Below are 23,414 nucleotides of genomic sequence, written 5' to 3'. Positions count from 1 at the left end.
TCCCTCAGGAGTACGGGGGTGGGCGGCACTCCGTTGAACGCCCCGTGGGAGGCGAAGGTCACGACGATGGCCCCGCCGCGCTCCCCGTCCGGGCCGAAGCCGGAAATTCTACTGGCAGGCAGCCGGCACGTGCGGCGAGTTCGATGACCTCCACCATTCCGGGTCGTACTGCCGCTGTCCGCCCCCGGGGTGCCCGGCAGCGCGCTAACTTGAGGGTGCAGGCACGAGCAGGCCTGCGCCGTTCCGCGCCGAGGGGCTGTCCCGCGTGAGCGTCAAGGGCAAGGCAGTGAGCACGGTCAGCACGGTCCTGGTGGTCGACGACGTGCCCGCGAGCAGGTACGCGCTCAGCGCCGTCCTGCGCAGGGACGGCCATCGCGTCCTGCTCGCCGCGAGCGCGAGCGAGGCCCTCATCGAGCTCGACGTGCGGATGCGGGCCGGGGACCTGCCGGACGTGGCGCTCGTCGACGTCGGTCTCCCGGACATGAGCGGCTATGAACTCTGCCGCCGCATCAAGCAGCTGCCGCCCATCGCCGGCCTGCCCGTCGTCCACTTCTCGGCGGCGTCCCGTCCGCCCGCCGACCGGTGCCGGGGGCTCGACGCGGGCGGCGAGTCCTATCTGACGGTGCCCGCCGAACCCGAGGAGATCCAGGCGGTCGTACGGGCCGCGGCGCGCGGGGCACGCACCCGCAGTGACGCCCAGCTGCGGGCCGGACGCCTCGCGTTGCTCGCCGGGGCGATCCTGGCCGTGCAGTCCGCGCGCTGCCTCGGCGAGCTGGCGGACGCGGCGGCCACCGGCGCGGAGCGGCTGACCGCATGCCCCGCGACGGTGTTCGTGCTCGGCGGGGACGGCGACATCCACCGGGGGCTCTCCCGGCGCAGAGCCGCCGCTTCGCTGCCGGACCCCGGTGCGCACGAGGCGGCGGCCCGGCTGATGCGGCGCGTCATGTCGGGGCGTTCGGGCGTACGCCACACGGTCGTGCCCGCCCCGCTGTGGCCGGCGGGGTTCTTCCACTCGGTGGGCGTCAACGGGCAGGGGGGCGACGGGACGCCGGAGGAGGCCGACCTCGTCCTGGCCCGGCTGCGCGAAGGGCGCACGCTCGTGTGCCTCGCCACGCCCGCGTACCGGGAGGGCCTCCCCGACGAGACGGGGCACCTCGTCGAGCGGCTCGCCCACGCCACCGCGCTGGCCGCGGAGCCGCTGCTGATGTACGAGGAGGAGCGCCACGTCGCGCTGACCCTGCAACGCAGCTTCCTGCCGTCGAAGTTGCCGGAGCTGCCCGGCACGGACGTCGTCGTCCGTTACGAACCCGCTTCGCGCCAGGCGGAGATCGGCGGAGACTTCTACGCAGCGCTGCCGACGCCCGACGGCGTCCTGACCGGCATCGGTGATGTCGTCGGGCACTCCCTGGAGGCGGCCACCGTGATGGTCGAGATCCGGCACGCGCTGCGCGCGTACTGCGTCGAGGACCCCGACCCCGGCGCGCTCGCCGGACGCCTGGACCGGATGCTGCAGCAGTACCACCCGGGCGCGACGGCCACGATGTGCCTGAGCCTGGTCGATCCGGCCACCGGACGCACCTGGATCGCCAACGCGGGGCACATCCCGCCGCTCGTGGTGCGCGACGAGGGCACGGCCGCGTACGTCGACGTGCGGGGGCCGCTGCTCGGCCTCGGTCTCGAGAGGCCGCGGCCGAGCGAGATCCGCCTGAGGCGGAACGAACGCCTGCTGATGGTCACGGACGGGCTCATCGAGACGCGGGGCACGGACCTGGCGGTGTCGATGGAGCAGCTGCGGATCGCCGCGGCGGGCGCGCCACGAGGCACCGCCGACCTGTGCGACACGCTCCTCGCGTGCTTCGGGCACGAACGCGAGGACGACATCGCACTCCTCGCGCTGCGCAGGACGAACTGACTCCGCACCGCGCGACACCGTGCGGCACACCGTCAAAAAACCGCCGCAGAGACCTGTACCCACACGCCTACCCGTCAGTACATTGACGCCATGTCTAATACGCAGAGCCGGGAGCCGAAGCCCCTCGCCTCCGAGCACATACCGCTCAAGGCGCGCAAAGTCTCCTTCTCCTGGGAGGACACCCCGCTGCACTGGGTGCCGGGCGACCCCTTCGCCACGCACACGATCAACGTGCTGCATCTGCTGCTCCCCGCGGGCGAACGCTGGTTCGTCCACGTGTACAAGCAGGTCCTGCCGTACATCCGGGACGACCGGCTCCGCGAGGACGTGATCGGCTTCATCGGCCAGGAGGCCATGCACGCGCAGGCCCACGACGAGGTCCTGCCGCACCTCAAGGAGCAGGGCCTGGACCCCACGCCCTACACCGCCCAGGTCGACTGGCTCTTCGAGAAGATGCTCGGCGACCGGACGCTGCCGCCCGGCAAGGCCCGCAAGTGGTGGCTGATGGAGCGCGTCGCGATGATCGCGGCCATCGAGCACTACACCGCCTTCCTCGGCAACTGGGTCCTGAACGCGACCGAGCTGGACCGCAGGGGCGCCGACCCGACGATGCTGGATCTGCTGCGCTGGCACGGCGCGGAAGAGGTCGAGCACCGCTCCGTCGCCTTCGACCTCTTCATGCACGTCGACGGCAGCTACCGGCGCCGCGCACGCACCTGGGCCACGGCCTTCACCGCCCTGGTCTTCCTCTGGCAGCGCGGCGCACGCTTCTTCATGGAGAACGACCCGACGCTCATCGGCGGCAAGGCGTCGTTCAAGGACTTCTACCAGGGCGGCAAGCAGGGCACGCTGCCCACGACGCCGGACATGATCCGCTCCATCCCCCGCTACCTGAGCCGTGCCTACCACCCCTCCCACGAGGGCAGCACCGCCCAGGCCGTCGCCTACCTCGCCTCGTCCCCGGCGGCCACCGCCGCCGAGACCGCGACGGAATCGCTGCCGAAGGGAGCGCACTGACATGCCCCGCATCCGCACCGTCCTGCTCGTCACGGGCGCCGCCCTGCTCGCCAAGCGGGCCATGCGGCGCCGCATCGACGCCTCACCGCTGTGGCCGCTGCCCGCCCTGGAGGAGCCGGTGTCGGGCCGCCCGCGCTCACGTGCGCTGCGCCTCCTGATCACCCGGCACGAGACGGTCGCCGACGGCGTCGTCCAACTGCGCCTGGAAGGCGGCCGGTTGCCCGCCTGGAAGCCGGGCGCCCATCTGGACCTGGTCCTTCCCTCGGGGCTCGTCCGCCAGTACTCGCTGTGCGGGGACCCGGAGGACACCTCCTCGTACACCGTCGCCACCCGCCTCATCGGCCCGGAGCAGGGCGGGCGCGGCGGCTCGCGCGAGGTGCACGAGCAGCTCCAGGAGGGCACGGAGGTCGAGGTGCGAGGCCCGCGCAACCGCTTCCCGCTGGCCGAGGCCGACGCGTACGTCTTCGTGGCGGGCGGCATCGGCATCACCCCGATCCTCCCCATGCTGCGGGAGGTCGAGGCGGCGGGCCGCGAGTGGCGGCTGCTGTACGGGGGCCGCTCCCGGGCCTCGATGCCCTTCCTGGAGGAAGTGGAGAAACTGGCGGGCACGAGGGCGGGCCGGGTCACGGTCGTCGTGGAGGACGAGGGCGGACGCCCGGACCTCGCCGCCTTCCTCGCGGATACGGCGCCCTCCGCAGCGGTCCATGTCTGCGGCCCCGAGGGCCTGATGGAGGCGGTCGCGGCGACGCTGCCCGAAGGCGTCGAACCGCACCTGGAGCGCTTCACGCCGCACACCTCCACGGAGGGCAACGGCACCTTCGAGGTCGAACTGCGCCGCAGCGGACGGACCCTCTCCGTGGCCGCCGACACCACGGTCCTCTCCGCGGTGCGCGCGGAGCTGCCCAACACCGCGTACTCCTGCGAGCAGGGATTCTGCGGAACCTGCCAACAGCGCGTCCTGGAAGGGGAGATCGACCACCGGGACGAACTGCTCACGGACGCCGAGCGCGCGGACTCGATGCTCATCTGTGTGTCGAGGGCGGGCGGTGACCGAATCGTCCTGGACATGTGAGACATGTGAACGGTTGGTGCGCACCGGCCCCCTTGGACGGCTGGATCTGCTCGGTAAGGTGTTCGTATGACTACCGGGGTGCGCCGCAGAATGGGTGTCGAGGAGCGGCGGCAGCAATTGATCGGGGTCGCGCTCGACCTGTTCAGCCACCGCTCGCCCGACGACGTGTCCATCGACGAGATAGCAGCGGCCGCGGGCATCTCGCGACCGCTGGTCTACCACTACTTCCCGGGCAAACTCAGCCTGTACGAAGCGGCGTTGCAGCGGGCCGCCGACGACCTCGCCGACCGCTTCGTGGAACCGATGCAAGGCCCGCTGGGGGCGCGCCTGCTGCGGGTGATGGGCCGGTTCCTGGACTTCGTGGACGGCCACGGCCCCGGCTTCTCCGCGCTGATGCGCGGCGGGCCCGCCGTCGGCTCGTCCACCACCAACGCGCTGATCGACTCGGTGCGGCAGGCGGCGTACGTCCAGATCCTCGCGCACCTCGGCGTCAGCGACCCGCCCGCCAGGCTCGAACTGGTGGTGCGCTCCTGGATCTCGCTCGCCGAGTCCACGGCGCTCATCTGGCTCGACGGACGCCGCATCCCGCGCGCCGAGCTCGAGCTGCAGCTGGTGCACGACTTCGCGGCGCTCGCCGCCGTGAGCGCCGCCTACGACGAGGAGATGGCCGCGATCCTGCGCCGCATCCTCGTCGAGGAGCCGCCGGAGGGACCGTTCGCCGAGCTCATCACCCGCCTGATCGCACTGGTACCGCAGGAGCAGAGCAGTTGACCCACCGCCTGGCCGACGAGAAGGACATCCCCACCCTCGTCGCCCTCTACGACGGTGCCGCGCACTGGATGCGGGCCCGGGGGATCGACCAGTGGAAGCCGGGCGAGAAGGGCGCGGAGCACTTCCGCGGGCGGATCGCCTCCGACGAGGTCTGGCTCGCGTACGACGGCGAGATGGTCGCAGGGGCGTACGAGGTGTGGTGGGCGGACGAGCCCGCCTGGGGCGAACAGCCGCCCGTCGCGGGCTATGTGCACCGCCTGATGACACGGCGCGGCGCCCCGGCGGGAACGGGCCGCGCGATGCTGGCGCGCGCGGAGCGGCGGATCGCGGAGGCGGGCCGTGAGCGCTGCCGCCTGGACTGCGTGTCGTCCAACCCGCGGCTTCGGGAGTACTACGAGGCCGCGGGCTACGAGGTCGTGGGGGAGCTGCCGGGGAAGGTGGCGGCGGACGGGAGCACGTACGGCGTGATGCTTCTGGAGAAGGACCTGCGGGACCTGGACCCGTCCGGCGCCTGACGGGTCACCGCAGCGTCGACACCTTCGAGCCGTCCGCGAGCCGCCCGGTCAGCCCGGCGCGTGCGCCCCGCCGCAGGGGTGCGGCCACGGTGTTGCCGGGGGTCTGCGACCCGCCGGACGCCCGGACCGAGACGACGTCCTTGCTGCCGCCTCCCAGCAGGTACCAGTTCCCGCCGCGGGACTTCCACCGCACTCCCGCGAGCACCGACGGCTCCCGCGCCCCGCACGCGGCGGAGTCCTCGGCCTTCGCCGCGACCGCTGCCGCGCCCGCCGCCTGGAACTGTGCGAGGGCCCGGCCTCCGTCGCCCCGCCAGGTGTCGGCGCGGGTGCAGAGCCAGACCGCGGGGCCGTTCGCCTCGGGCAGCGCCTGACGGGCGTACTGCCAGGAGTTCACGGAGCGCACGCCGTTCGAGCGCGCGTCGGTGAGCGAGCAGGCGGCCGACGACCAGTTCGCGGCCGTGGCCTCGCGCGGAGCCCGCGGGCGGCCGGCGGTGAGATGGGCGGGGACGAGCTCGCCGAGGTCGGTGGAGAGTCGATTCGCCCCGGAGTCGTCCCGCAGCTGCAGGGCGTTCCAGGAGGTGCACGCGCGGGCCTGCGCCGGACTGGCGAACGGCTGCGTGACCCCGTCGCCGTCCCGCTTCAGGGCGTCGGCGCTCTTCTCCGGCTTCAGCAGGTCGCGTACGGCGACCGCGCCCACCCAGGGCGCGGTCAGGTACCGGACGTTGCCGTCGACGCGGTTCACCACCACGGCGCCCGCCTCGGCGGCCGTCGCGCCGTCCACGCGCGCGAAGTCGAGGGCGGCTCCACTGGTGCCGTCCTTGGGCTCGGCGTACCGCACGATGCGCAGTCCGTCGTACAGGATCACGACCCGGGCCGCGTCGACCTCGCCGGCGAAGAGCAGCTGCGCGGGGCCGGGAGGGGCGCCGGCCGCCGTGCCGGGCGTGGCGGAGACCTGCACCGATTCGCCGGGGCGGGCCCAGACGGCCAGGGCGCGCCGCAGCAGGGCGTGGTCGTCGGTGAGGGCGCCCCTGGCGGGCCACGCGGAGAAGTCGGCGCGGGCGGAATGCTTCCATGCGCCGGCCGCGACCTTCGTCAACTGTCCCGGGTCGAGGGCGGCCTGCCCCGCCGGGTTCTGCGCGTAGGCGGGCGCGGCGGCCCCGTCCGGGCCCCAGCCGCCGCCCGGCAGGCCGAGCAGCGTGCCGCAGACCAGGGTGGCGGCCAGCGCGATGCCCGCGGCCTTCATGTGCTGCCTGCGGCGCATCAGGTCGGTGGGCCGCGCCTGCAGCGAGCAGGGGTCGAACTCGGGGGACCTGAGCAGGTCGTACGCCGCGGCCACCCCGTCGGCCTGGGCGAGGGCCGCCGCCGGGTCGTCGACTCCGGCGGCGGCGAGCACCTTGCGTACGTCGCCGTCGGGGAGGCGCTCCAGGCCGCGCAGCACGTACGCGGCCCGAGCGGGGCCCGAGAGCGCCGAGAGCCGTTGGTCGAGGGCGAGTTCGTCGGCGCCCCCCGACCGCGGGAAGAGCCGGAGCCCCCAGACCTGCGGAAGGAGCGGGGGGAGCTGCGAGCGCTTGGGCCAGGCCTTGCGCCGCAGCGGAAGCCCCGCGTCAAGCGCCGTGCGGACGACGCGCAGCCGTACGTACGCGTACCCGGGGTCGCCGTTGCGCCCTTCCCCCGAGCGCTGCTCCGGGATGACCTCCGCGTCGCCCGGCCTGCTGTTGCGGGGCAGCGCGCGCTGGGTCAGGGCGTGGGCGGTCAGGACCCGCCGGTTGCGCCCGAGGCTGGGCGGCAGCACCAGATAGGCGAGCCGCACCAGGCGCGGGTAGTGCTCGACGAGGGCGGCCTCGGCCTGCTCGACATCGACGACGGCGGAGAGATCCTGGGGCGGGGAGGGGGACTTCACATTCGACGACACGTTCAGCAAAACGAGCGAATCGTCGGATGGTCACCTCTCCGTGAGCTGTCGAGCATAGTTTCCCATCGACCGCTGGTAGCGGGGGAGGTGGGCCGCGAGGGCCTCAAGGACCAGGGCCAGGCCCTCGCGCTCGCGGCCGAGGCTGGCGAGGCAGAGCGCGAGGGTGGCCCGGACGGCATCATCCAACTCATCGCTGGGAGCGCCGAGTTCCTTCTCGAGCAGCGCGACGCCTTCCTCGGCCTGCCCGATGTTCCGCAGGGAGCTGCTGAGTTGGATGACGGTGCGCCGCCGCCGATACCCGTCGAGCCCCTTCTCCAGGGCCTCCCGGTACAGGGGCACGGCGCGGTCCGAGTGTCCGGTGGAGTCGAACGCGCAGGCCCGCTCGAACGGCCCGACGGGACTGTCGCCGGGCAACTCCGCGACAAGCGAGTCGATGACTTCCCGGAACTCCTCACCCCGGTCGTCGTACTCCTCCACCGTGGCCCACGCTTCGGCCACCCGCTTCTCCCACGCAATATCCATGGCCACACTGTCGCACGGCGTTACGTGTCGGTGCGGTGCACCGCCCCTCAGGCCACCCCCCACCCACTGAACGACACGGTCCCCCGCTCCCCGTCGCCCCCATTGGTCGCGCTCATGAACAGCCCCACATCCTGCGCCGCCGCGACCCCCGCCACCGGAACACTCGCCACGACTTGCCAGTTGGCGCCCCCGTCCGTCGAGCAGGAGCCCGTCAGCGTCTCGCCCGACCGGGACAGCCGCAGCAGTACCGGAGCCTTGAGTCCCGTGATGCGCTTGTACGTGTCCAGGGTTCCGTCGCCCGTGGTGTCGTAGGACAGGACCACCCCGTTCGAAGGGGTGACCGCCAAGTTGACGAAACCCGGCGAGCCCGGCACCTCCATGGCGTTGCGGGCGATCAGGCCCGCCCTGGCCCAGGGGCCCGTGACCGCCTGGGCGTCGACCCGGACCGTCACCGAGACGCCACTGCGGAGCGCGCCCTCCCGGTACAGCGTGCCGAACTCGGTCGTGCCCTTCCACAGGTCCGCACCCGCTCCGTCGATCGCGTACCGCCCGTCCAGCTCGCCGAACACCGCGGCGTTGTTCGAGTAGCGGCGCCACCCCGCCCCCACCGGGCCCGCCTCGTAGAGCACCCCCTCGTGCACGGCCTCCACCCGCCGCTCGCCCGCAGGGCCGTACCGCACGGTGATCTCGTAGGGAAGCGGCCGCAGCGGACGGTCCAGCGGGGTGTCCGGCGCGCTCGCCCGCCACGCCACCGTTCCCGTGCCCGCCGGAGCGACCCGGGGCAGCGACACCGGACCGGAAGGCTCCGCGTCGATCCCGGTCAGCCGGAAGTCGACGCGGCCCGTGGCCCGCAGTCCGTTGACGTTGTGGAACACCGCCTCGACACGTGCGTGCCCGCCGGGCGGAAGCGACGCCGGGTCGGCGGTGACCTTCAGGGACCCCTGGTAGGGGGCCCGGGCCAGCACGTCCCGTACCCGTGAGGCCGTCCGGTAGGTGTCGCCGGTTCCCCGCAGCGGATAGTCCTTGCGCTCCCGCGTCCACGGCTCCTCCACCGCGAACCAGTCCACCGCCTTCGGCTCCCGCCCCGCGGTCAGCGCGTCGGACAGCTCGTCGAGCCACTTCTGCCAGCGGGGCACGTAGAAGTCGGCCATCAGACCGGACCACTCACGGTTGCCGTACTCGTGCAGCTTCCCGCCGTCGGACGTCGACCGGCCGCCCCACACCGTGATCAGCACCTTGGCGGTCCGCTCGAACTCCGCGCGCTCCGCCTCCGTCGTGCCCATCCTGCGCGCCGACTCGACCCAAGGGCCCAGCAGGAAAGCCGAGTTGGTGGCCGTCAGTTCGTCCGAAAGGCGCATCAGCCGCAGCCACAGCGTCGACAGCGTACGGAAGGTGTCCGCGTCCTTGCGCCGGTACGCGCTCCGCAGCTGCGGCAGCAACTGCCGGCTCCGGTGCGCGAGCGCCTGCCGGGCCACGTCCACCAGGTCGTACCGGTACGCGGCACTGCCCCGCAGTGCCCCACGCACCCCGAGGAGCCCGGCGAACGCCGCGTCGAACCGGCCGGGGTCGTAGGCCAGGGCGCGCGGCGCGTACTCGGCGGCACGGTTCGCCGCCAGGTCGGGGCGGGCCGCGAACAAGGAGTCGTGCGGGTCGCTCCGCTCGACGGCGGTGTGCTGGTAGGCGGTGTCGTACAGCGCCCGCCAGGCCCGCAGCGCGTCGGCGTCACGGCCGCCGTAGCGGAAGCCCGCGTAGCCGTCGAACCAGGATTTCAGGTCCAGTTTCTCGTCCGACCAGGCGAGTTCGGAGAAGAGCTCGAAGGCGGCCGGGTCCCGGTCCGTCGCCTCCGGCATGAACGCCGTGCCCACGAGCGCGCTGCCGCCCTTGTCCCGCCACGCGAAGAACTTGTCGTTCCAGACGTGCGCGCGGGCGCCGATCGTCGTACGGCCCCCAAAGTTCGGGATGGTCCCGAACGCGTACGGCGTGCCGCCCCAGTCCTTCTCGCGGTCGGTGACGCTCTTGAACCGGTCGGAGACCCCGTCCACGATCAGCATCCGCCGCCGGTCGATCGCGTCGAGCAGCTCGGGCAGCGGATTGGCCTCCCAGCCGAGGATCACCCAGGTCGCGCCGGGGCGGGCCTTGCGCAGGGCCGCCTCCACGCCGCGCGCCGCGTCCGGCACCGGGACGTCCCCGGCCGTGCCGCCCTCGTGCAGCAGGTCCATCTTGAAGTTCTCGGCGGCCCCGAAGAGCTGCTCCTGGTGCCGGTAGAAGGAATCGGCGACCTTCGCGAAGGACGTGGTGCGGGGGTCCAGCCAGTCGGGCCGCTTGAACCCGTGCCAGGTGCCCTGCGGCACCACCCGCGCGTCCCCGCCGTTGCGCGCCACGAACCCGTCGGGAACGTGCCCGTAGTAGCCGGGAAGCACCGGCGCCATGCCCAGCGAGCGCAGCCGGTCGACGATCTTGCGTCCCAGCTCGGCCCGGTCCGCGATGACCTCCGGCGACAGCGGCCCGCCGTACCCCGAGAGGTTCTGCAGCAGCCACCACGCCTGGTGCGACGGCGCGGGCAGCCAGGCGCGCGCCTCCGCGTCGCTGTAGCCGAAGTCCTTGAGCACCCGGTGGTAGACGGCCTCCGCCCCGGCGATCACCAGGACCTCGTTGCAGCCGTGCAGGGCGAGGATGTCGATCATCCGTTCCCAGTACGCCCAGTCGGCGTACGGCGCGGTGTACCCGTCGTTCGTGTCGTTCAGGGCGAACCGGTGCGGCAGCGAGGTGGACCGCTCCAGCGGCCCGGAGGGCGCGGGCAGCCTGTCCGGCAGGTCGAGCTGACTGCCGTTCCACGCGACATGGGCCCCGCACACGTACTTCAGATACCAGTGGACCCCCGTGAGCAGCACGGCAGGCGTCGTCCCGGACACATCGATCCGCCCCGTGGTGCCCGAAACCCGGAAACGGTCCGTGCCGCCCTTCGCGGGGACGAGTCTGAGCCGGAACTGTTCCGCGTGATGCGGCAGGAGTCTGTTGAGTGCTGAGCGTGCGGAATCCGTATCGAGGACGACGGCGGGGCCCCGGACGGGCCCCTCGGCGGCGTGGGACGGAACGGCCACCCCGCCGACGGCGGCACCGAGGCCGATGGCCCCGGCTGTGCCGAGCACGGAACGTCGGGACGGATCGGTCATGTGTACCCCCTGGGTCGGATGGTGCGGCGCACGGTATCCGTGCGGCGTCCAGCGCTCAACGGTGCATACGGAGATGGCGAGTTCACCTCGCCTGGAGGGACTGGTGGGACGATGAAGGCAGCGCGAAAGCCGCTTGCGGACGTGGGCAGGGGCATGCGCGGGCACCGGCGCATGCGTACGGGCATGGGTGTAGGCATGGGTGTAGGACTGCTGATGATGCTTGGGGCATGCGGCTCGGACGGCGACGACGCGCCGCCGGACACGGCGAGCGGCACCCTGGAGCAGCTGGCGGCCAAGGCGCGATGCGAGCCCGACATCCAGACGGACGCGGCCGAATTGCGGCAGGCCACCTGTGACAAAGGTGCCCGCCGCTACGTCCTAGTAACCTTTACAAATGCCCGTGGCCAGGCCGAATGGTTCGACGAGGCGTCCGATTACGGCGGTACGTACCTCGTCGGCAAGAAGTGGATCGCGGTCGGCGAGGAGAAGGTGGTCATGCGGCTGCGCGGTCGGCTCGGGGGGACGGTGGAGAAGTCCTCGCACCACTCGGGGAGTAGCGGTGGTGGGGATCACGAGGACGCAGGCCCGGGGCACTCGGGCCACTCCGGTCACCATACGAGCTGACCGCGCAGCGGTAGGGGGGGCAGCCGGTCCGCTGAGCCGAATGGCTCGGCTCAGCTCCGACCGGCCCGGTCATTCGGTCACTTGCAGCGCTGACCGCTGTTGATGCATTTGGCCATGCGGTTCATCAGCCTCTGGTCGAAGACGTTGATGAAGTCACCGTGATCGGTGATGGGCTTGTGCAGCTGCTCGGGGAACGAGTCGACGGCGAAACCCGGGCCGGGCGGCACGTCGTACACGATGCGCTGCACCAGCTGGGGAATGGCCTTGAATCCCTGCGGGCAGGCGCCGCTCCTCGCGTCGGCGAAGGCCACGTGCGTGCGGTGATTGGCGCTGTCGGTGTTCTGGCCGTCCCAGCAGCTCTGGAAGTTGAACGTCCGGACGACCTGGCTGCCCTCGGGGCAGATCGGGTACTTGTCCTTGAGCTGCCTGTCCTCGAAGCCGGTGCAGCTCCAGGACGCGTTGGCGTTCGCGTCACCGTTGGTCAGCGACTTGGCGTCACCGGTGATGATGCGCAGGAAGCGCGGCATCGCGACGACCTTGCTCGTCGGATTCCCGGCGAATTTCAGCGTGACCGACGACGGTGTCTGGATCTGGCCGACATTCTGGTCCTTGCCGCCGCCGTCCGCTCCGGCGTCGTTCTCGTCCTCTCCGTTCTGCAGCCTCAGGACCGGCCAGTAATAGGTGGACTTGTCTCCCTGGTTCCGGCACGTGGTGTCGCCGTTGGCGAGGTCGTCGTCACTGGAAAAGGCGTCCGTGGCCTGATTACCGACGTAATCGTGCATGTGGTGGGCGCCATTGCTCACGCCGGGTGCGGCGATGACATTGTCCGGATTGAACTTGCCGTTCTCGTTCGTCCCGCATTTCGTGGTGAAGCTGCCGCGCGACGCGCCGCGCTTCTTGCCGGGGCGGTTGACGTTGGGCTGGACGGAGTTGATGTCGACGAAGTCGCCGGCCTCCGGTCCGTTGCCGTTCTGCTGACCCGGCGGCTGTTCCGCGCCGTCGCCGGGTGGCTGCTGGCCCCCGTCACCCGCACCGTCGCCGGGTGGCTGTTCGCCGCCGTCCTGCGGAGGCTGCTGACCGCCGTCCCCGTCCTGCGGGGGCTGCTGACCGGCCGAGTCGTCGGCCCGCATCGTGCACGGCGCCATGCCGTCGATCCCCTGGGGCGGCTGTCCGCCGGCCTGGTCGATCGAGGACCCGATGCCCTCGATGGTCGGCCGCCGCTTCTCCTCCAGCGGCCCGAGCACTGCCTGGGCCTGCTCCGTGGTCCGCGCGTCGGCGAACTTCTCGTACGCGGCGGTGATCTGGGTGTCCAGCTCCGCGAGCCGCCGGTCCACGTCCTCGCGGGCGCCGTCCGGCACGTCGGAGAGCCGGGTGCCGACGTCCGGGCAGCTGATGGTGGCCATCCCCATCCCCTGACCGCCGCCCTGCTCGCCGGAGCGGGTCGTGGTGGACGGCGAATCGGGGCCTTCCCCGGCATTCGCGTACACATTCACCGCGACCATTCCGCCGCCGCCCAGGATGAGAGCCGCCGAGGCGGCGATGGCGCGCCCGGCGAGTTTTGATCGTTTGCGTGATGTGCGTCGTGGTGTGCGTCCCATGCGACTACGTACGCAACAGGAGTCGGCCCCGTTCAATCACGCGCCGAATTCCCCGGCAATCTCCGGAGAACCGCTCAGCGCCCTTGATCCAGATAGGCGAGTACGGCGAGAACGCGCCGGTTGTCGTCGTCCGACACCGAAAGGTCCAGTTTCCCGAAGATATTGGACGTGTGTTTGGCGATCGCCCGTTCCGTCACGACGAGCTCCGCCGCGATCGCCGCGTTCGACCGTCCCTGCGCCATGAGTTCGAGCACCTCGCGCTCGCGCGGCGTCAGCTTGCCGAGCGGCTGGTCCGCCGACCTGCGCGACAGGAGCTGCTGGATCACCTGCGGGTCCATCGCGGTGCCGCCGGAGGCGACCCGGCGTACGGCGTCGATGAACTGGTCGGCGTCGAAGACCCGGTCCTTCAGGAGATAGCCGACCCCGCCGTTCCCGTCGGCGAGCAGCTCGCGCGCGTAGAGCTGCTCCACGTGCTGGGAGAGCACAAGGACGGGCAGCCCCGGCCGTGCCCGCCGCGCGGCGAGCGCGCACTGCAGTCCCTCGTCCGTGTGGGACGGCGGAAGCCGGACGTCCACGACGGCGACGTCCGGCTCCAACTCGGCCAGGGCCTTGGTGAGTTCGGGCCCCGTCTCGACCGCGGCGGCGATCTCGAAGTCGAATGCCTCCAGCATCCGGACCAGGCCGTCACGCAGCAGGAAGAGATCTTCGGCTAGGACAACTCGCAAGGGATCTCCATGGTCACCATGGTCGGGCCGCCCGCGGGACTGCTGACGGCAAGTACGCCGTCGAATGTACCGAGTCGGCGTTCGATCCCGCTCAGTCCGGACCCCGCCCCGATGGACGCGCCGCCCTTGCCGTTGTCGGTGACCGCGATGCGCAGCATGCCCTCCGCGTGGTGGATGTCCACCCAGACCCGGTCCGCGCCCGCGTGCTTGATGGTGTTGGTCAGGGCCTCGCTCACCGCGAAGTACGCCGCCGACTCCACCGGTTCCTCGGCCCGCCCCGACAGCTCCACGTCCACGTCCGTCTCCACCGGGAGGCGCAGTGCCAGGGCCTTCACCGCGTCGCCGAGGCCGCGCTCGGCGAGCACCGGGGGGTGGATGCCGCGGACCAGGTCGCGCAGCTCGGTCAGCGCCTCGCCGGAGTTCTGCCGGGCCTTGGCGATCATTTCCTTGGCCTTCGCCGGGTTCTTCTCGATCATCGCCTCGATGGTGCCGAGGTCCATGCCCATCGCGACCAGGCGGGCCTGCGCGCCGTCGTGCAGGTCCCGCTCGATGCGGCGCAGCTCGGCCGCGGAGGAGTCCACGGCGTCATGCCGCGTCTCGGTCAACCGGTCTACGCGCTGGGCCAGTTCACGCTCCCGCATGGAGGTGGTGGGCGCCAGCAGCGTCCGGGCCAGGAGGAAGTGGCCGCGCAGGATCGAGGGGTTGACGAAGATGCCGGTGATGCCGAGCGCGGTGCCGAGCAGGGCCGCCATGTTGGCGTCGCTCTGCGAGGTGACGTGGATGAAGCCGTACCACTCGCCGCCGCCCGCGTCGTAGATCGGCTTCCAGACGCCGAGGGCGAGGACGTAGCCGTAGAACGGGTAGAGCAGCAGCGCCGGGGCGAAGATCACCGAGATGAATCCGGCGGTCATGTCGACGAGCAGCCACTGCAGGTCACGCCAGGTCGCCGGGTCCTTCAGAAGCAGTGAGGTGCGCTCCACCTGCCCGGTGACGCCCGTGCGCAGATCGGCGGGGAAGGCCCGGTAGGGAATCGGGATGGTCACGTCCGACCACGCGCCGGCCTGGGTGCGGCGCAGGGTGGCCCACGTGCGTACGCCGGTCAGGACCAGCGGCGTCGTGAAGACGCCGATGCCGAGCACGATGAAGACGATCGAGAGGACCGACAGCACGAAGAGAGTGATCGAACCGGCGAGCGTCACGATCGCCAGGTAGAGCCCTCGGGCTCCCGCGATCACGGATTCACGGACCCTCGTCATTTTCTGATCCCCATCTCTTCCAGTGGCATGAACACATTCTCGCCGCTGTGTCCGGCGCCGGTCATTGGGTCCGGCACCCGGGCGGGGGTGTACCTGACGACACCCCCTGACCTCGCCCTGTGCTTCGGACAGTGGGGGCTTCGGCGGCTGGGTGGGCGGGCCGCGGATTTCTAGCGTTGTCCCCGTCATCAACCGGCTTGTCCGATGCTTACTTATGGGGGCGAAAACGCCATGAGGCCAAACCTCGCGGCACGACTCGGGGTGTGGAGCGCACACCACCGCAAGACGGCCATCCTCGGCTGGCTGCTCTTCGTCGTGCTCGCCACGACCATCGGCGGGGCCTCCGGCATGGTCACCGCGTCCGACGACGAGATGGGGGTCGGCGACTCGGGCCGGGCCGCGGCGATCCTTGAGGACGCGGGCGTCGAAGAGCCCGCGGGCGAGCTCGTCATGGTGAGTTCCGAGGCGGCGGGCGGCTGGCGGGGCGCGGCGAGCGACCTCTCCAAGGCGCTGACCGCTACCGGCCAGACGCGGAAGATGCAGGCGCCGCTGCCCTCCGGCGACGGCAAGGACGCGCTGCTCCGCTTCGAGATGAAGGGCGCGTCCGACGACGCGGCCGACCGCGTCCAGCCGGTGCTCGACGCGGTGCAGAAGGCCAAGGACGACGGCGCCCGAAACGGCATCTCCGTCTACCAGTTCGGCGACGCGAGCTCCGAGAAGCACCTCGGTGACCTGCTCTCGGACGACCTCACCAAGGCCGAGTTCACCGCGGTGCCACTCGCCCTCGGCATCCTCCTGGTCGCGTTCGGCGCCGTGGTCGCGGCACTGCTCCCGGTCGGGCTCGCGCTGACCGCGTGCGTGGCGGCCTTCGGCCTGCTCTCGCTCGCCAGCCACCAGCTGCACCTCTTCGAGACGACGTACTCGGTGATGTTCCTGATGGGGCTCGCGGTCGGCGTCGACTACTGCCTCTTCTACCTGCGCCGCGAGCGGGACGAGCGGGCCGCGGGACATGACGCGGAGACCGCGCTGCGGATCGCGGCAGCCACCAGCGGGCGGGCCGTACTGGTCTCCGGGCTCACGGTGATGGTCGCGATGGCGGGCATGTTCCTGTCCGGCCTGCTGCTCTTCAAGGGCTTCGCGGTCGCCACGATCCTGGTGGTGTGCGTGGCGATGCTGGGCTCGGTGACGGTGCTTCCCGCGCTGCTCTCCGCGCTCGGCGACCGGATCAACGCGGGGCGCATCCCCTTCCTCAGCCGCAAGGGCACGAAGGGCGCGCACGCCAGCGGTGGCATCGCGGGCAAGCTGCTGCGCCCCGTGCTCGCCAGGCCGAAGTTCTTCGCCATCGGCGCGGCGGTCCTGCTCCTCGCCCTCGCGGCGCCCGCGCTCGGCATGAAGACCGAACAGCTGGGTCTGGAGAAGCAGTTCGGCTCGGACGCCCCGCTGTCGGTCTCCTTCCGGGAGATCACCCAGGAGTTCCCGGGCGGTCCCGCGCCGGCCCAGGTGGTCGTCAAGGCGGACGACATCGAGGCGAAGAAGATCCAGGACGCGCTGGCCGCCGTGGTGCGCGACGCGGGCAAGGGCGCCGAACTCACCGTCCACAAGAGCGCGGGCGTCGCCGAGATCGACATACCGCTGCCCGGTGACGGCAGTGACGCGCGGTCCAAGAAGGCGCTGGGCGAGCTCAGGGACGACGTGGTCCCCGCGGCCTTCGACGGCCTGGACGCGGATGCCTACGTCGGCGGTGACCTCGCCTCGTCCGAGGACTTCAGCGACCAGCTCAGCAAGGGCATCGTGCCGGTCTTCGCCTTCATCGCGGCGGTGACCTTCCTGCTGATGCTCTTCAGCTTCCGCTCGGTGGTGATCGCGGTGACGTCCATCGGCCTCAACCTGCTGTCGGTGGGCGCCGCCTACGGCGTGATGACCGCGGTCTTCCAGCACGGCTGGGGAGCCGAGCTGATCGGCTCGGAACAGGTGGGGGCCATCGAGAACTGGATGCCGCTGTTCGTCCTCGTGGTGCTCTTCGGCCTGTCGATGGACTACCACGTGTTCGTGGTCTCGCGGATCAGCGAGGCACGGAGCCGGGGCCTGGACAACCGCGAGGCGATCCGCGAGGGCATCACACGGACCGCGGGCGCGGTGACGGGCGCGGCCGTGATCATGGTGGCGGTCTTCGCGGTCTTCGGCACCCTGTCCATGCAGGACATGCAGCAGATGGGCGTGGGCCTGGGCGTGGCCGTCCTGCTGGACGCGACGGTCGTGCGGATGGTGCTGCTGCCGTCCCTGATGACGCTGCTCGGCGAGCGCAACTGGCGTACGCCGCGCGGGCTTTCGTGGCTGCCGCGGGTCTCCCATGGCGAGATGCCCGCAGTACCGGAGCAGCCTGCTCCCCGGCGGGTTCCGTCGGGCGCGTAGGCCCGCTGCGGGGCGGTGGCCGGGGCCGGAGACTTCGGTCCCGGCCACCGCCCCGTTCCCGTGCTAGAGGCCCAGGGCCTTCGCTTCCTTGTCCGGGGCCAGGCCCACCACCGGGCGGTCGGGCCGCTGCGGGGCCTGGCCGCCGATCGACCGGAGCCAGGCCCACGTGTCCGCGACCGTGTCCGCCACCGGACGCGCCCGGAGCCCCGCGGCCACCGCCTTCTCCGTCGAGGTGCGGTGCATGGAGTCGTGCATTTCGCCCGGCGGTGCCCACACCGGGAGCTGCATCCACGGCTCGATGCCGTGCTCGGCGATCACCGAGGGCTCGGTCCAGCGCAGCTCCACGTCGTCGGCGCCGGCCACGGCCACACACGCCTCCAGGAACTCCTCCGTCGTGGTGTGCGCGAGGGGGGAGACGATGTTGTACGGGCCGTGCAGACCCGCGAAGGTGGCGTCCAGGACCCACTCCGCGAGGTCCCGCGCGTCGATGTACTGGAGGCCCAACCCCCTTGGCCCCGGGGCCAGTACGGGACCGCCCCGGGCGACCCGGTTCAGCCACCACGGCAGCCGGCCGATGTTCTCGTACGGACCGAGGATCAGCCCCGCGCGGGCGAGCACCGTGCGCTCCTCCCCGAACTCGGCGACGGCCGCGAGCTCCCCACCCCGCTTGTCCTCGGCGTACGCCACCGCGTCCGCGTCGGGATCGCCCCCGACGACGGGGTGGCTCTCGTCGGAACCCGCCGCTATCGGCCACTGGTACACGGAGACGCTCGACACGTACACATACCGCCCCGCACGTCCCGCGAGCAGCCGCGCCGCCTCGCGCACGGCACGCGGCGCCCCCGACCAGGTGTCGACGACGACGTCCCACTCGGCGTCGGAGGCGGCGAGCGCGTCCAGGCCGCCCTTGGCCGTACGGTCGCCGAGCAGCGACACCGTTCCGGCGGGCGCCTCGTGGCTGCCGCGGTGGAAGACCGTCACCTCCCAGCCACGCGCGAGCGCGGCCTCGACAACGGCTCGGCCCACGAACTGCGTACCACCCAGCATCAGAAGTCTCATGGAGACGACTCTGCCCGCCGCGCGCCGCGGACGGAACCGGGTTCTGCTCGTGGCAGAGACCGGCCCCGTCCGGGAACCCTCAGGTCAGCGGGTTGCGGGCGGCGCGTACTTGTAGCCGACGCGCCGCACCGTCTGGATCGTCTGGCGGTGCTCGGCGCCCAGCTTGCGCCGCAGCCGCGCGATGTGGACGTCGACCGTGCGCCCGTCGCCCACGTGTCCGTAACCCCACACCGTGGTCACCAACTGGTCGCGCGTGTGCACCCGGTGGGGATGGGCGACGAGATGCGCGAGCAGCTCGAACTCCAGATACGTGAGGTCGAGCGGGCGGCCGTCGACCTGCGCCGCACGCTGCACGGCGTCGATCCACACGGGGCCGCCGGAAGCGGGCGTCCGCTCCTGCCCGGCGGGCTGCAGCGGCTCGGGCCCGGCGGCATGGGGCTCCTGCCCGGCCGGTACGAGGACCAGGTAGCCGATCATCGGCGGCTGGCCCGGCAGGGTGGGCAGCGTGTGCTGCGGCGCCGGCAGCCAGGTCGCGCCCGGCGGCAGGAAGTCGGTGATCTGCGCCACCTCGTCCGGGGCGACGGCGCGCAGCCGCCCCCGGCCGGGGCTGGTCAGCGGCGCGGCGGTGGCGGTCGCGGTGGAAGCGGTGGATGCCGAGAAGGAACGGGAGTTCGCCATGGAGGTCAGCTCTTTCGCGCGAAGGAGTCGTCAGTCGTCGAAGACGTACGTCGTGCGCGTCAGGCGAAGGCCGGGTGAACGGCTTTAGAGGGCCTGCGCGTTCATCGCGCGGCAACACACCCGGTCGAAGTCATGGTGTTGGCGGGAAGGCCAGAACGGCTCGAGGTCGTGCTCACGACCCGTCGCGGTGTTCCCGTAGCTGCCCATGGCCCCATTGAAGCAGATGGGAGAGGCCGCGGTCGTTCCCTCTCGCACGCTGATACGCCTCCTTGGCGAACGCTTGGCGTGAATGGGACCCTCCGGCGTTGCATGCCGAAGGGGGCGATCACCGGTCCCGGTGATCGCCCCCTTCGGAACGAGTCAGAACGAGCTGGACGCGATCAGACCTGGCCGGCCTTCTCCAGGGCGGCGCAGCACGTGTCGACGATCAGGCGCGTCACGACGTACGGGTCGACGTTCGCGTTGGGGCGGCGGTCCTCGATGTAGCCCTTCTGCTCCACCTCGACCTGCCACGGGATGCGGACCGAGGCGCCGCGGTCGGAGACGCCGTAGCTGTACTCGTTCCACGGGGCGGTCTCGTGCAGACCGGTGAGGCGGTCGTCGATGCCCGCGCCGTAGTTCTTGACGTGGTCCATCGGCTTGGAGCCCTCACCGAGGGACTCGGCGGCGGTGATGATCGCGTCGTAGCCCTCGCGCATCGCCTTCGTCGAGAAGTTCGTGTGCGCGCCCGCGCCGTTCCAGTCGCCCTTCACCGGCTTCGGGTCGAGCGTGGCCGACACCTTGAAGTCCTCGGCGGTGCGGTAGAGCAGCCAGCGGGCGATCCACAGCTGGTCGGAGACCTCGAGGGGGGAGAGCGGGCCGACCTGGAACTCCCACTGGCCGGGCATGACCTCGGCGTTGATGCCGGAGATCCCCAGGCCCGCCTTGAGGCAGTTCTCCAGGTGCGCCTCGACGATGTCACGGCCGAAGATCTCGTCGGCGCCGACACCGCAGTAGTAGCCGCCCTGCGCGGCGGGGAAGCCGCCGACGGGGAAGCCGAGCGGGCGGTCGCCCTCGAAGAAGGTGTACTCCTGCTCGATGCCGAAGATGGGCTCCTGCGAGCCGAACCGCTCCTCGATCTCGGCCAGCGCGGCACGGGTGTTGGACTCGTGCGGCGTCATGTCCGTGTTGAGGACCTCGCACAGCACGAGTACGTCAGCGCCGCCGCGGATCGGGTCCGGGCAGGTGAAGACCGGCTTGAGCACACGGTCGGATGCGTGACCCTTGGCCTGGTTCGTGCTGGATCCGTCGAAGCCCCAGTTCGGGAGCTCGGCGCCGTCCGTCATGATCTTCGTCTTCGAACGGAGCTTGGCGGTCGGCTCGGTGCCGTCGATCCAGATGTACTCAGCCTTGAAGGTCACGGGGCCCATCCTCTAAAAGCTCGGTACGGCGCAGAACGTGCGGGTGCTGCGGTGCCGTGGTGATGCCGCGCAGCCTGCCAACGCGCGATTTCCCGTCCATTGCTCGCATGTGAACCCCGTGTTACCGGCGGTGGATGTGGCTGAGTTCACGTCCCGCCGTTCACGTCCCGGTCACTTGATGACGGCGTTGGCCGCCGCGATCAGCAGCCCGATCGTCGCGTCCGCCATCCCGAGCAGCACGGCCGAGCGCCGCCGGTAACCCGCCCGCAGTGCGGCGAAGGTGCCCCAGCCGAGGAGCAGGGCCGCGTTGAGGAGGAGCACGGAGTAGGTGACCGGTGCCTCGGGCCAGCCGAAGGCCCCGGCGAGCATGAGCACCGCCACGGTCGGCCAGCAGGCTGCGATCACCGGCCACTCGTCCATGAGTTCCCGGAGCAATTGCCGCCACCGGTGCAGTCCGGTGCCGGGCCGGTGCGTGCACATGTGGTGCGCGTATCCGTGCGCGAGGGCGGCCGTGCCCGCGGTCACCAGGATCCAGGCCGCGTCGTACCAGGGCGTGTAGATCTGCTGCTCCGAGTGGAGCGCGGCGACCAGCGCGCTGGCGAGGACCGTGCCGTACACGCCTCCGGCCTTCAGGTTCCGCACGGTGCGCTCCTTTCCGTTTCCCGGATCCTTCGTCCGGCCCGCGGCGTGTGGAGTGCTCAACGCTAGGGAGGCATATGTAACGGTTCGACGGATATGGCTCATCGTTCGGCAGTCATCTGCGCCCTGCGCGCGCCGCTGCTCGGAGGTGCCTGGGCGGCCATTCGGCTGTGCGGCTACCGGGACATCGCGTCCCGTACCGCCTCCTCCGTGCGTCCCACCACCGCGGTGCCGTCGTCGGCGGTGATGATGGGCCGCTGGATGAGCTTGGGGTGCTCGGCGAGCGCCGTGATCCAGCGGTCGCGTCCCGAGGCGTCGCGCGGCCAGGCCTCGCGGTCCTTCAGGTTCAGCTCCTTGGCGGCGTCCTCCTGGGTGCGCGTGATGTCCCACGGCTCCAGGCCGAGCCGCTCCAGGACGGCCCGGATCTCGTCCGCGGTGGGGACGTCGTCGAGGTAGCGGCGGACGGTGTAGTCGGCGCCCTCCGCGTCGAGCAGGGTGAGTGCGCTGCGGCACTTCGAACAGGCGGGATTGATCCAGATCTCCATGCCGCACACGCTACCCGTGACCCACCCGTCACACCTTCCGTCACACCGCCCCAAAGGCCGTCTGGCCAGCGGCGATTGTCAGTGCCCGGCAGTAAACTAGAAGCAGTGTTCGAGGGTTCCCGACGGGGGTTCCTGACCGCGACAGGAGGATGCCTGTGCCCGCTGCCGCACTCACATCGAAGTCGAAGCGCAACGCTTCCCGGCCCGTGATCATCGACCCGACGTACGCACCACTGGAGAAGCGCCCGCTCCCGGCCGGCCGGCCGCGCGAGTGGTACATCACGCACAACCGGCGCCTGAAGGCCATGCGCCTGGCGATAGCCCTGCTGGACTCGGGCGTCTATCTGCCGAACCAGGCGAGCAACCCCAGGATCCGGAGCATGGCGGAGGACGTGGGAATCCATCCGCCGTCGGACATCACCTGCCACATGGTGCGCGCCCTCATGCGGTACAGCCGCTGAGCCGTCGCACGGACGTGTACGGGCGGGGGCCACGCGGCCCCTGCCCGTACGCGTGCTTCATGCTGTCCGCATGACTCAGCCGGAATCCGCCCCGACCCAGCAGGAGCCCGCGGACGAGCTGCCGCTGCTCGTCACCGCCCAACTCCCGGACGGGGCACGGTTTCCCGTCCGGGGCCTGCGCGGGAGCGAGGCATCGCCCCGGCCCGCGCCCGCCGTCCTGATCCTCCCCGCGATGGGCACCCCCGCCCGCTACTACCGCGCGTTCGCCCGCCAGTTGAACGCGGAAGGGCTCACCGCCCTCACCGTGGACCTGCGGGGGCAGGGGGAGAGCACCCCGCGGGTGACGGACGCGGACGCCCTCGACCACGGCTACCGCACGATCGTGGAGCAGGACCTCGTCGCGGTCATCGACGCGATACGCGCCGAACTGGGCCCGGAGCCCCCGCTGTACCTCCTCGGTCACAGCCTGGGCGGCCAACTCGGCCTCATCCACGCCGCGTTGGGCATCGGACCCGGCGTCGACGGAGTCGCCCTCGTCGCCTCGGGCTCCGTCTGGTTCCGTGCGTACGGTCCACTGCGCGGGCCCCTGCTGCTCATCGGCGAGCTGTTCGCCGCGGCCACCACGTCGCTGCTCGGCCGGTGGCCCGGGACCAGGCTCGGCTTCGGCGGCAACCAGCCCAAGGGCGTCATGCGGGACTGGGCACGTCAGGGCCGTACCGGCCGCTACTCGTCCCCCGGCTCCCCGCACGACTACGAGGCGGCCCTGGACGCCCTCGCCCTGCCCGTCCTCGCGGTCTCCGTCGAGGGTGACACCTGGGCACCCGTGGCCGCACTCGACCACCTCGTCGGCAAGGTGCCGGGGGCCCGCGTCACGCGCCGGCGGTACTCCGTGCAGGAGGCGGGCGCCCGCCTGGACCACTTCCTGTGGACGCGGGCCGGGGGAGCGCTGGCCAAGAGGGTGGCGGCATGGGCGGTGGCGGGCGGAAGCTGAGGTCCCGAGGCTCTCGGGAGCTCCAGGGGGCGGTTCACCCGTTCGGCGTACTGGGCATGCGTACGCGCCGGTGGCGGCATTGGCTGCTCCTGAGGGGAGGCTGTTGCCGGGAGCCGCCGACGGAGAGGGGCG

20 protein-coding genes are annotated in these 23,414 nt (G+C 71.5%); 9 read left to right on the top strand and 11 right to left on the bottom strand.

The genetic code is table 11. From position 1 onward, the window contains the following. Positions 1-265 precede the first annotated feature (265 nt). From AB0E78_RS02560 to AB0E78_RS02540, 5 genes are all read left to right on the top strand, one after another. The gene (locus AB0E78_RS02560; RefSeq protein WP_361827209.1) at positions 266-1,912 is read left to right on the top strand and encodes a fused response regulator/phosphatase; all 1,647 of its coding nucleotides are present in this window, start codon (positions 266-268) and stop codon (positions 1,910-1,912) included. A 90-nt stretch (positions 1,913-2,002) separates the two neighbouring features. Further along, positions 2,003-2,929: a metal-dependent hydrolase gene (locus AB0E78_RS02555; protein WP_361827206.1), complete on the top strand. Its 927-nt coding sequence runs from the start codon at positions 2,003-2,005 to the stop codon at positions 2,927-2,929. 1 nt (position 2,930) lies between these two features. Further along, positions 2,931-4,001 carry a PDR/VanB family oxidoreductase gene (locus tag AB0E78_RS02550; RefSeq protein WP_361827204.1) on the top strand — a complete coding sequence of 357 codons (1,071 nt, stop codon included), beginning with the start codon at positions 2,931-2,933 and terminating at the stop codon, positions 3,999-4,001. Positions 4,002-4,067: 66 nt separating this feature from the next. Next, the gene (locus tag AB0E78_RS02545; RefSeq protein ID WP_361827202.1) at positions 4,068-4,772 is read left to right on the top strand and encodes a TetR/AcrR family transcriptional regulator; all 705 of its coding nucleotides are present in this window, start codon (positions 4,068-4,070) and stop codon (positions 4,770-4,772) included. Continuing rightward, complete coding sequence (locus AB0E78_RS02540) at positions 4,769-5,287, top strand: N-acetyltransferase (RefSeq protein ID WP_361827199.1); 519 nt, start codon at positions 4,769-4,771, stop codon at positions 5,285-5,287. Before AB0E78_RS02545 ends, AB0E78_RS02540 begins: the two co-directional genes overlap by 4 nt. Before the next feature lie 4 nt (positions 5,288-5,291). Here AB0E78_RS02540 and AB0E78_RS02535 read toward each other — a convergent pair whose 3' ends face one another. The 3 genes from AB0E78_RS02535 to AB0E78_RS02525 are packed head-to-tail and all read right to left on the bottom strand — an operon-like array spanning position 5,292 to position 10,894. Next, positions 5,292-7,199 (bottom strand): hypothetical protein, encoded by a 1,908-nt coding sequence (locus AB0E78_RS02535; protein ID WP_361827197.1) that lies wholly within the window; start codon positions 7,197-7,199, stop codon positions 5,292-5,294. A 30-nt stretch (positions 7,200-7,229) separates the two neighbouring features. Beyond that, positions 7,230-7,721, bottom strand: coding sequence for a tetratricopeptide repeat protein (locus AB0E78_RS02530; protein ID WP_361827194.1), 492 nt, complete (start codon positions 7,719-7,721; stop codon positions 7,230-7,232). Between the two features lie 47 nt (positions 7,722-7,768). Further along, positions 7,769-10,894: an alpha-N-acetylglucosaminidase gene (locus tag AB0E78_RS02525; RefSeq protein ID WP_361827191.1), complete on the bottom strand. Its 3,126-nt coding sequence runs from the start codon at positions 10,892-10,894 to the stop codon at positions 7,769-7,771. A gap of 213 nt (positions 10,895-11,107) precedes the next feature. On the opposite strand from AB0E78_RS02525, the gene AB0E78_RS02520 reads away from it, so the two are divergent. Further along, positions 11,108-11,518, top strand: a complete 411-nt coding sequence (locus AB0E78_RS02520; protein ID WP_361827188.1) for a hypothetical protein — start codon at positions 11,108-11,110, stop codon at positions 11,516-11,518. Positions 11,519-11,595: 77 nt separating this feature from the next. On the opposite strand, the gene AB0E78_RS02515 is transcribed toward AB0E78_RS02520, so the two are convergent. The 3 genes from AB0E78_RS02515 to AB0E78_RS02505 form a co-directional block, all read right to left on the bottom strand. Further along, positions 11,596-13,116 carry a DUF1996 domain-containing protein gene (locus tag AB0E78_RS02515; protein WP_361827186.1) on the bottom strand — a complete coding sequence of 507 codons (1,521 nt, stop codon included), beginning with the start codon at positions 13,114-13,116 and terminating at the stop codon, positions 11,596-11,598. A 74-nt stretch (positions 13,117-13,190) separates the two neighbouring features. Further along, positions 13,191-13,841 carry a response regulator transcription factor gene (locus AB0E78_RS02510; protein WP_361827184.1) on the bottom strand — a complete coding sequence of 217 codons (651 nt, stop codon included), beginning with the start codon at positions 13,839-13,841 and terminating at the stop codon, positions 13,191-13,193. Continuing rightward, positions 13,826-15,097, bottom strand: a complete 1,272-nt coding sequence (locus AB0E78_RS02505; protein ID WP_361827181.1) for a sensor domain-containing protein — start codon at positions 15,095-15,097, stop codon at positions 13,826-13,828. Before AB0E78_RS02505 ends, AB0E78_RS02510 begins: the two co-directional genes overlap by 16 nt. A gap of 231 nt (positions 15,098-15,328) precedes the next feature. Here AB0E78_RS02505 and AB0E78_RS02500 point away from each other — a divergent pair, with 231 nt between their 5' ends. After that, complete coding sequence (locus AB0E78_RS02500) at positions 15,329-17,509, top strand: MMPL family transporter (RefSeq protein ID WP_361827178.1); 2,181 nt, start codon at positions 15,329-15,331, stop codon at positions 17,507-17,509. A gap of 63 nt (positions 17,510-17,572) precedes the next feature. On the opposite strand, the gene AB0E78_RS02495 is transcribed toward AB0E78_RS02500, so the two are convergent. From AB0E78_RS02495 to AB0E78_RS02475, 5 genes are all read right to left on the bottom strand, one after another. Beyond that, the gene (locus AB0E78_RS02495) at positions 17,573-18,568 is read right to left on the bottom strand and encodes an NAD-dependent epimerase/dehydratase family protein (protein ID WP_361827175.1); all 996 of its coding nucleotides are present in this window, start codon (positions 18,566-18,568) and stop codon (positions 17,573-17,575) included. A gap of 84 nt (positions 18,569-18,652) precedes the next feature. Next, positions 18,653-19,246, bottom strand: a complete 594-nt coding sequence (locus AB0E78_RS02490) for a winged helix-turn-helix domain-containing protein (RefSeq protein ID WP_361827173.1) — start codon at positions 19,244-19,246, stop codon at positions 18,653-18,655. Positions 19,247-19,626: 380 nt separating this feature from the next. After that, positions 19,627-20,646 carry a glutamine synthetase gene (glnII, locus tag AB0E78_RS02485; RefSeq protein WP_361827170.1) on the bottom strand — a complete coding sequence of 340 codons (1,020 nt, stop codon included), beginning with the start codon at positions 20,644-20,646 and terminating at the stop codon, positions 19,627-19,629. 171 nt (positions 20,647-20,817) lie between these two features. Next, on the bottom strand, positions 20,818-21,288 hold the full coding sequence (locus tag AB0E78_RS02480) for a hypothetical protein (protein WP_361827168.1): 471 nt from the start codon (positions 21,286-21,288) through the stop codon (positions 20,818-20,820). Positions 21,289-21,461: 173 nt separating this feature from the next. Further along, positions 21,462-21,830, bottom strand: a complete 369-nt coding sequence (locus AB0E78_RS02475; protein WP_361827166.1) for an arsenate reductase family protein — start codon at positions 21,828-21,830, stop codon at positions 21,462-21,464. 155 nt (positions 21,831-21,985) lie between these two features. On the opposite strand from AB0E78_RS02475, the gene AB0E78_RS02470 reads away from it, so the two are divergent. Next, on the top strand, positions 21,986-22,291 hold the full coding sequence (locus tag AB0E78_RS02470) for a hypothetical protein (RefSeq protein WP_361827163.1): 306 nt from the start codon (positions 21,986-21,988) through the stop codon (positions 22,289-22,291). Positions 22,292-22,361: 70 nt separating this feature from the next. Beyond that, positions 22,362-23,282, top strand: coding sequence for an alpha/beta fold hydrolase (locus AB0E78_RS02465; protein WP_361827161.1), 921 nt, complete (start codon positions 22,362-22,364; stop codon positions 23,280-23,282). Positions 23,283-23,414 lie beyond the last annotated feature (132 nt).

Origin of the sequence: Streptomyces sp. NPDC032198 (genome assembly GCF_040636975.1) — a bacterium.
GTDB lineage: Bacteria > Actinomycetota > Actinomycetes > Streptomycetales > Streptomycetaceae > Streptomyces.
The sequence above is the reverse complement of the archived record's forward strand: the minus strand, read 5'-3'. Positions and strand labels throughout refer to the sequence as shown.

Excerpts from the sequence above, each read along its gene's own strand:
- AB0E78_RS02555 (WP_361827206.1), top strand. The coding sequence starts at position 2,003 with ATGTCTAATACGCAGAGCCGGGAGCCGAAGCCCCTCGCCTCCGAGCAC.
- AB0E78_RS02550 (WP_361827204.1), top strand. The coding sequence starts at position 2,931 with ATGCCCCGCATCCGCACCGTCCTGCTCGTCACGGGCGCCGCCCTGCTC.
- AB0E78_RS02545 (WP_361827202.1), top strand. The coding sequence starts at position 4,068 with ATGACTACCGGGGTGCGCCGCAGAATGGGTGTCGAGGAGCGGCGGCAG.
- AB0E78_RS02530 (WP_361827194.1), bottom strand. The coding sequence starts at position 7,721 with ATGGATATTGCGTGGGAGAAGCGGGTGGCCGAAGCGTGGGCCACGGTG.
- AB0E78_RS02525 (WP_361827191.1), bottom strand. The coding sequence starts at position 10,894 with ATGACCGATCCGTCCCGACGTTCCGTGCTCGGCACAGCCGGGGCCATC.
- AB0E78_RS02520 (WP_361827188.1), top strand. The coding sequence starts at position 11,108 with ATGATGCTTGGGGCATGCGGCTCGGACGGCGACGACGCGCCGCCGGAC.
- AB0E78_RS02515 (WP_361827186.1), bottom strand. The coding sequence starts at position 13,116 with ATGGGACGCACACCACGACGCACATCACGCAAACGATCAAAACTCGCC.
- AB0E78_RS02505 (WP_361827181.1), bottom strand. The coding sequence starts at position 15,097 with ATGACGAGGGTCCGTGAATCCGTGATCGCGGGAGCCCGAGGGCTCTAC.
- AB0E78_RS02500 (WP_361827178.1), top strand. The coding sequence starts at position 15,329 with ATGAGGCCAAACCTCGCGGCACGACTCGGGGTGTGGAGCGCACACCAC.
- AB0E78_RS02495 (WP_361827175.1), bottom strand. The coding sequence starts at position 18,568 with ATGAGACTTCTGATGCTGGGTGGTACGCAGTTCGTGGGCCGAGCCGTT.
- AB0E78_RS02490 (WP_361827173.1), bottom strand. The coding sequence starts at position 19,246 with ATGGCGAACTCCCGTTCCTTCTCGGCATCCACCGCTTCCACCGCGACC.
- AB0E78_RS02475 (WP_361827166.1), bottom strand. The coding sequence starts at position 21,830 with ATGGAGATCTGGATCAATCCCGCCTGTTCGAAGTGCCGCAGCGCACTC.
- AB0E78_RS02465 (WP_361827161.1), top strand. The coding sequence starts at position 22,362 with ATGACTCAGCCGGAATCCGCCCCGACCCAGCAGGAGCCCGCGGACGAG.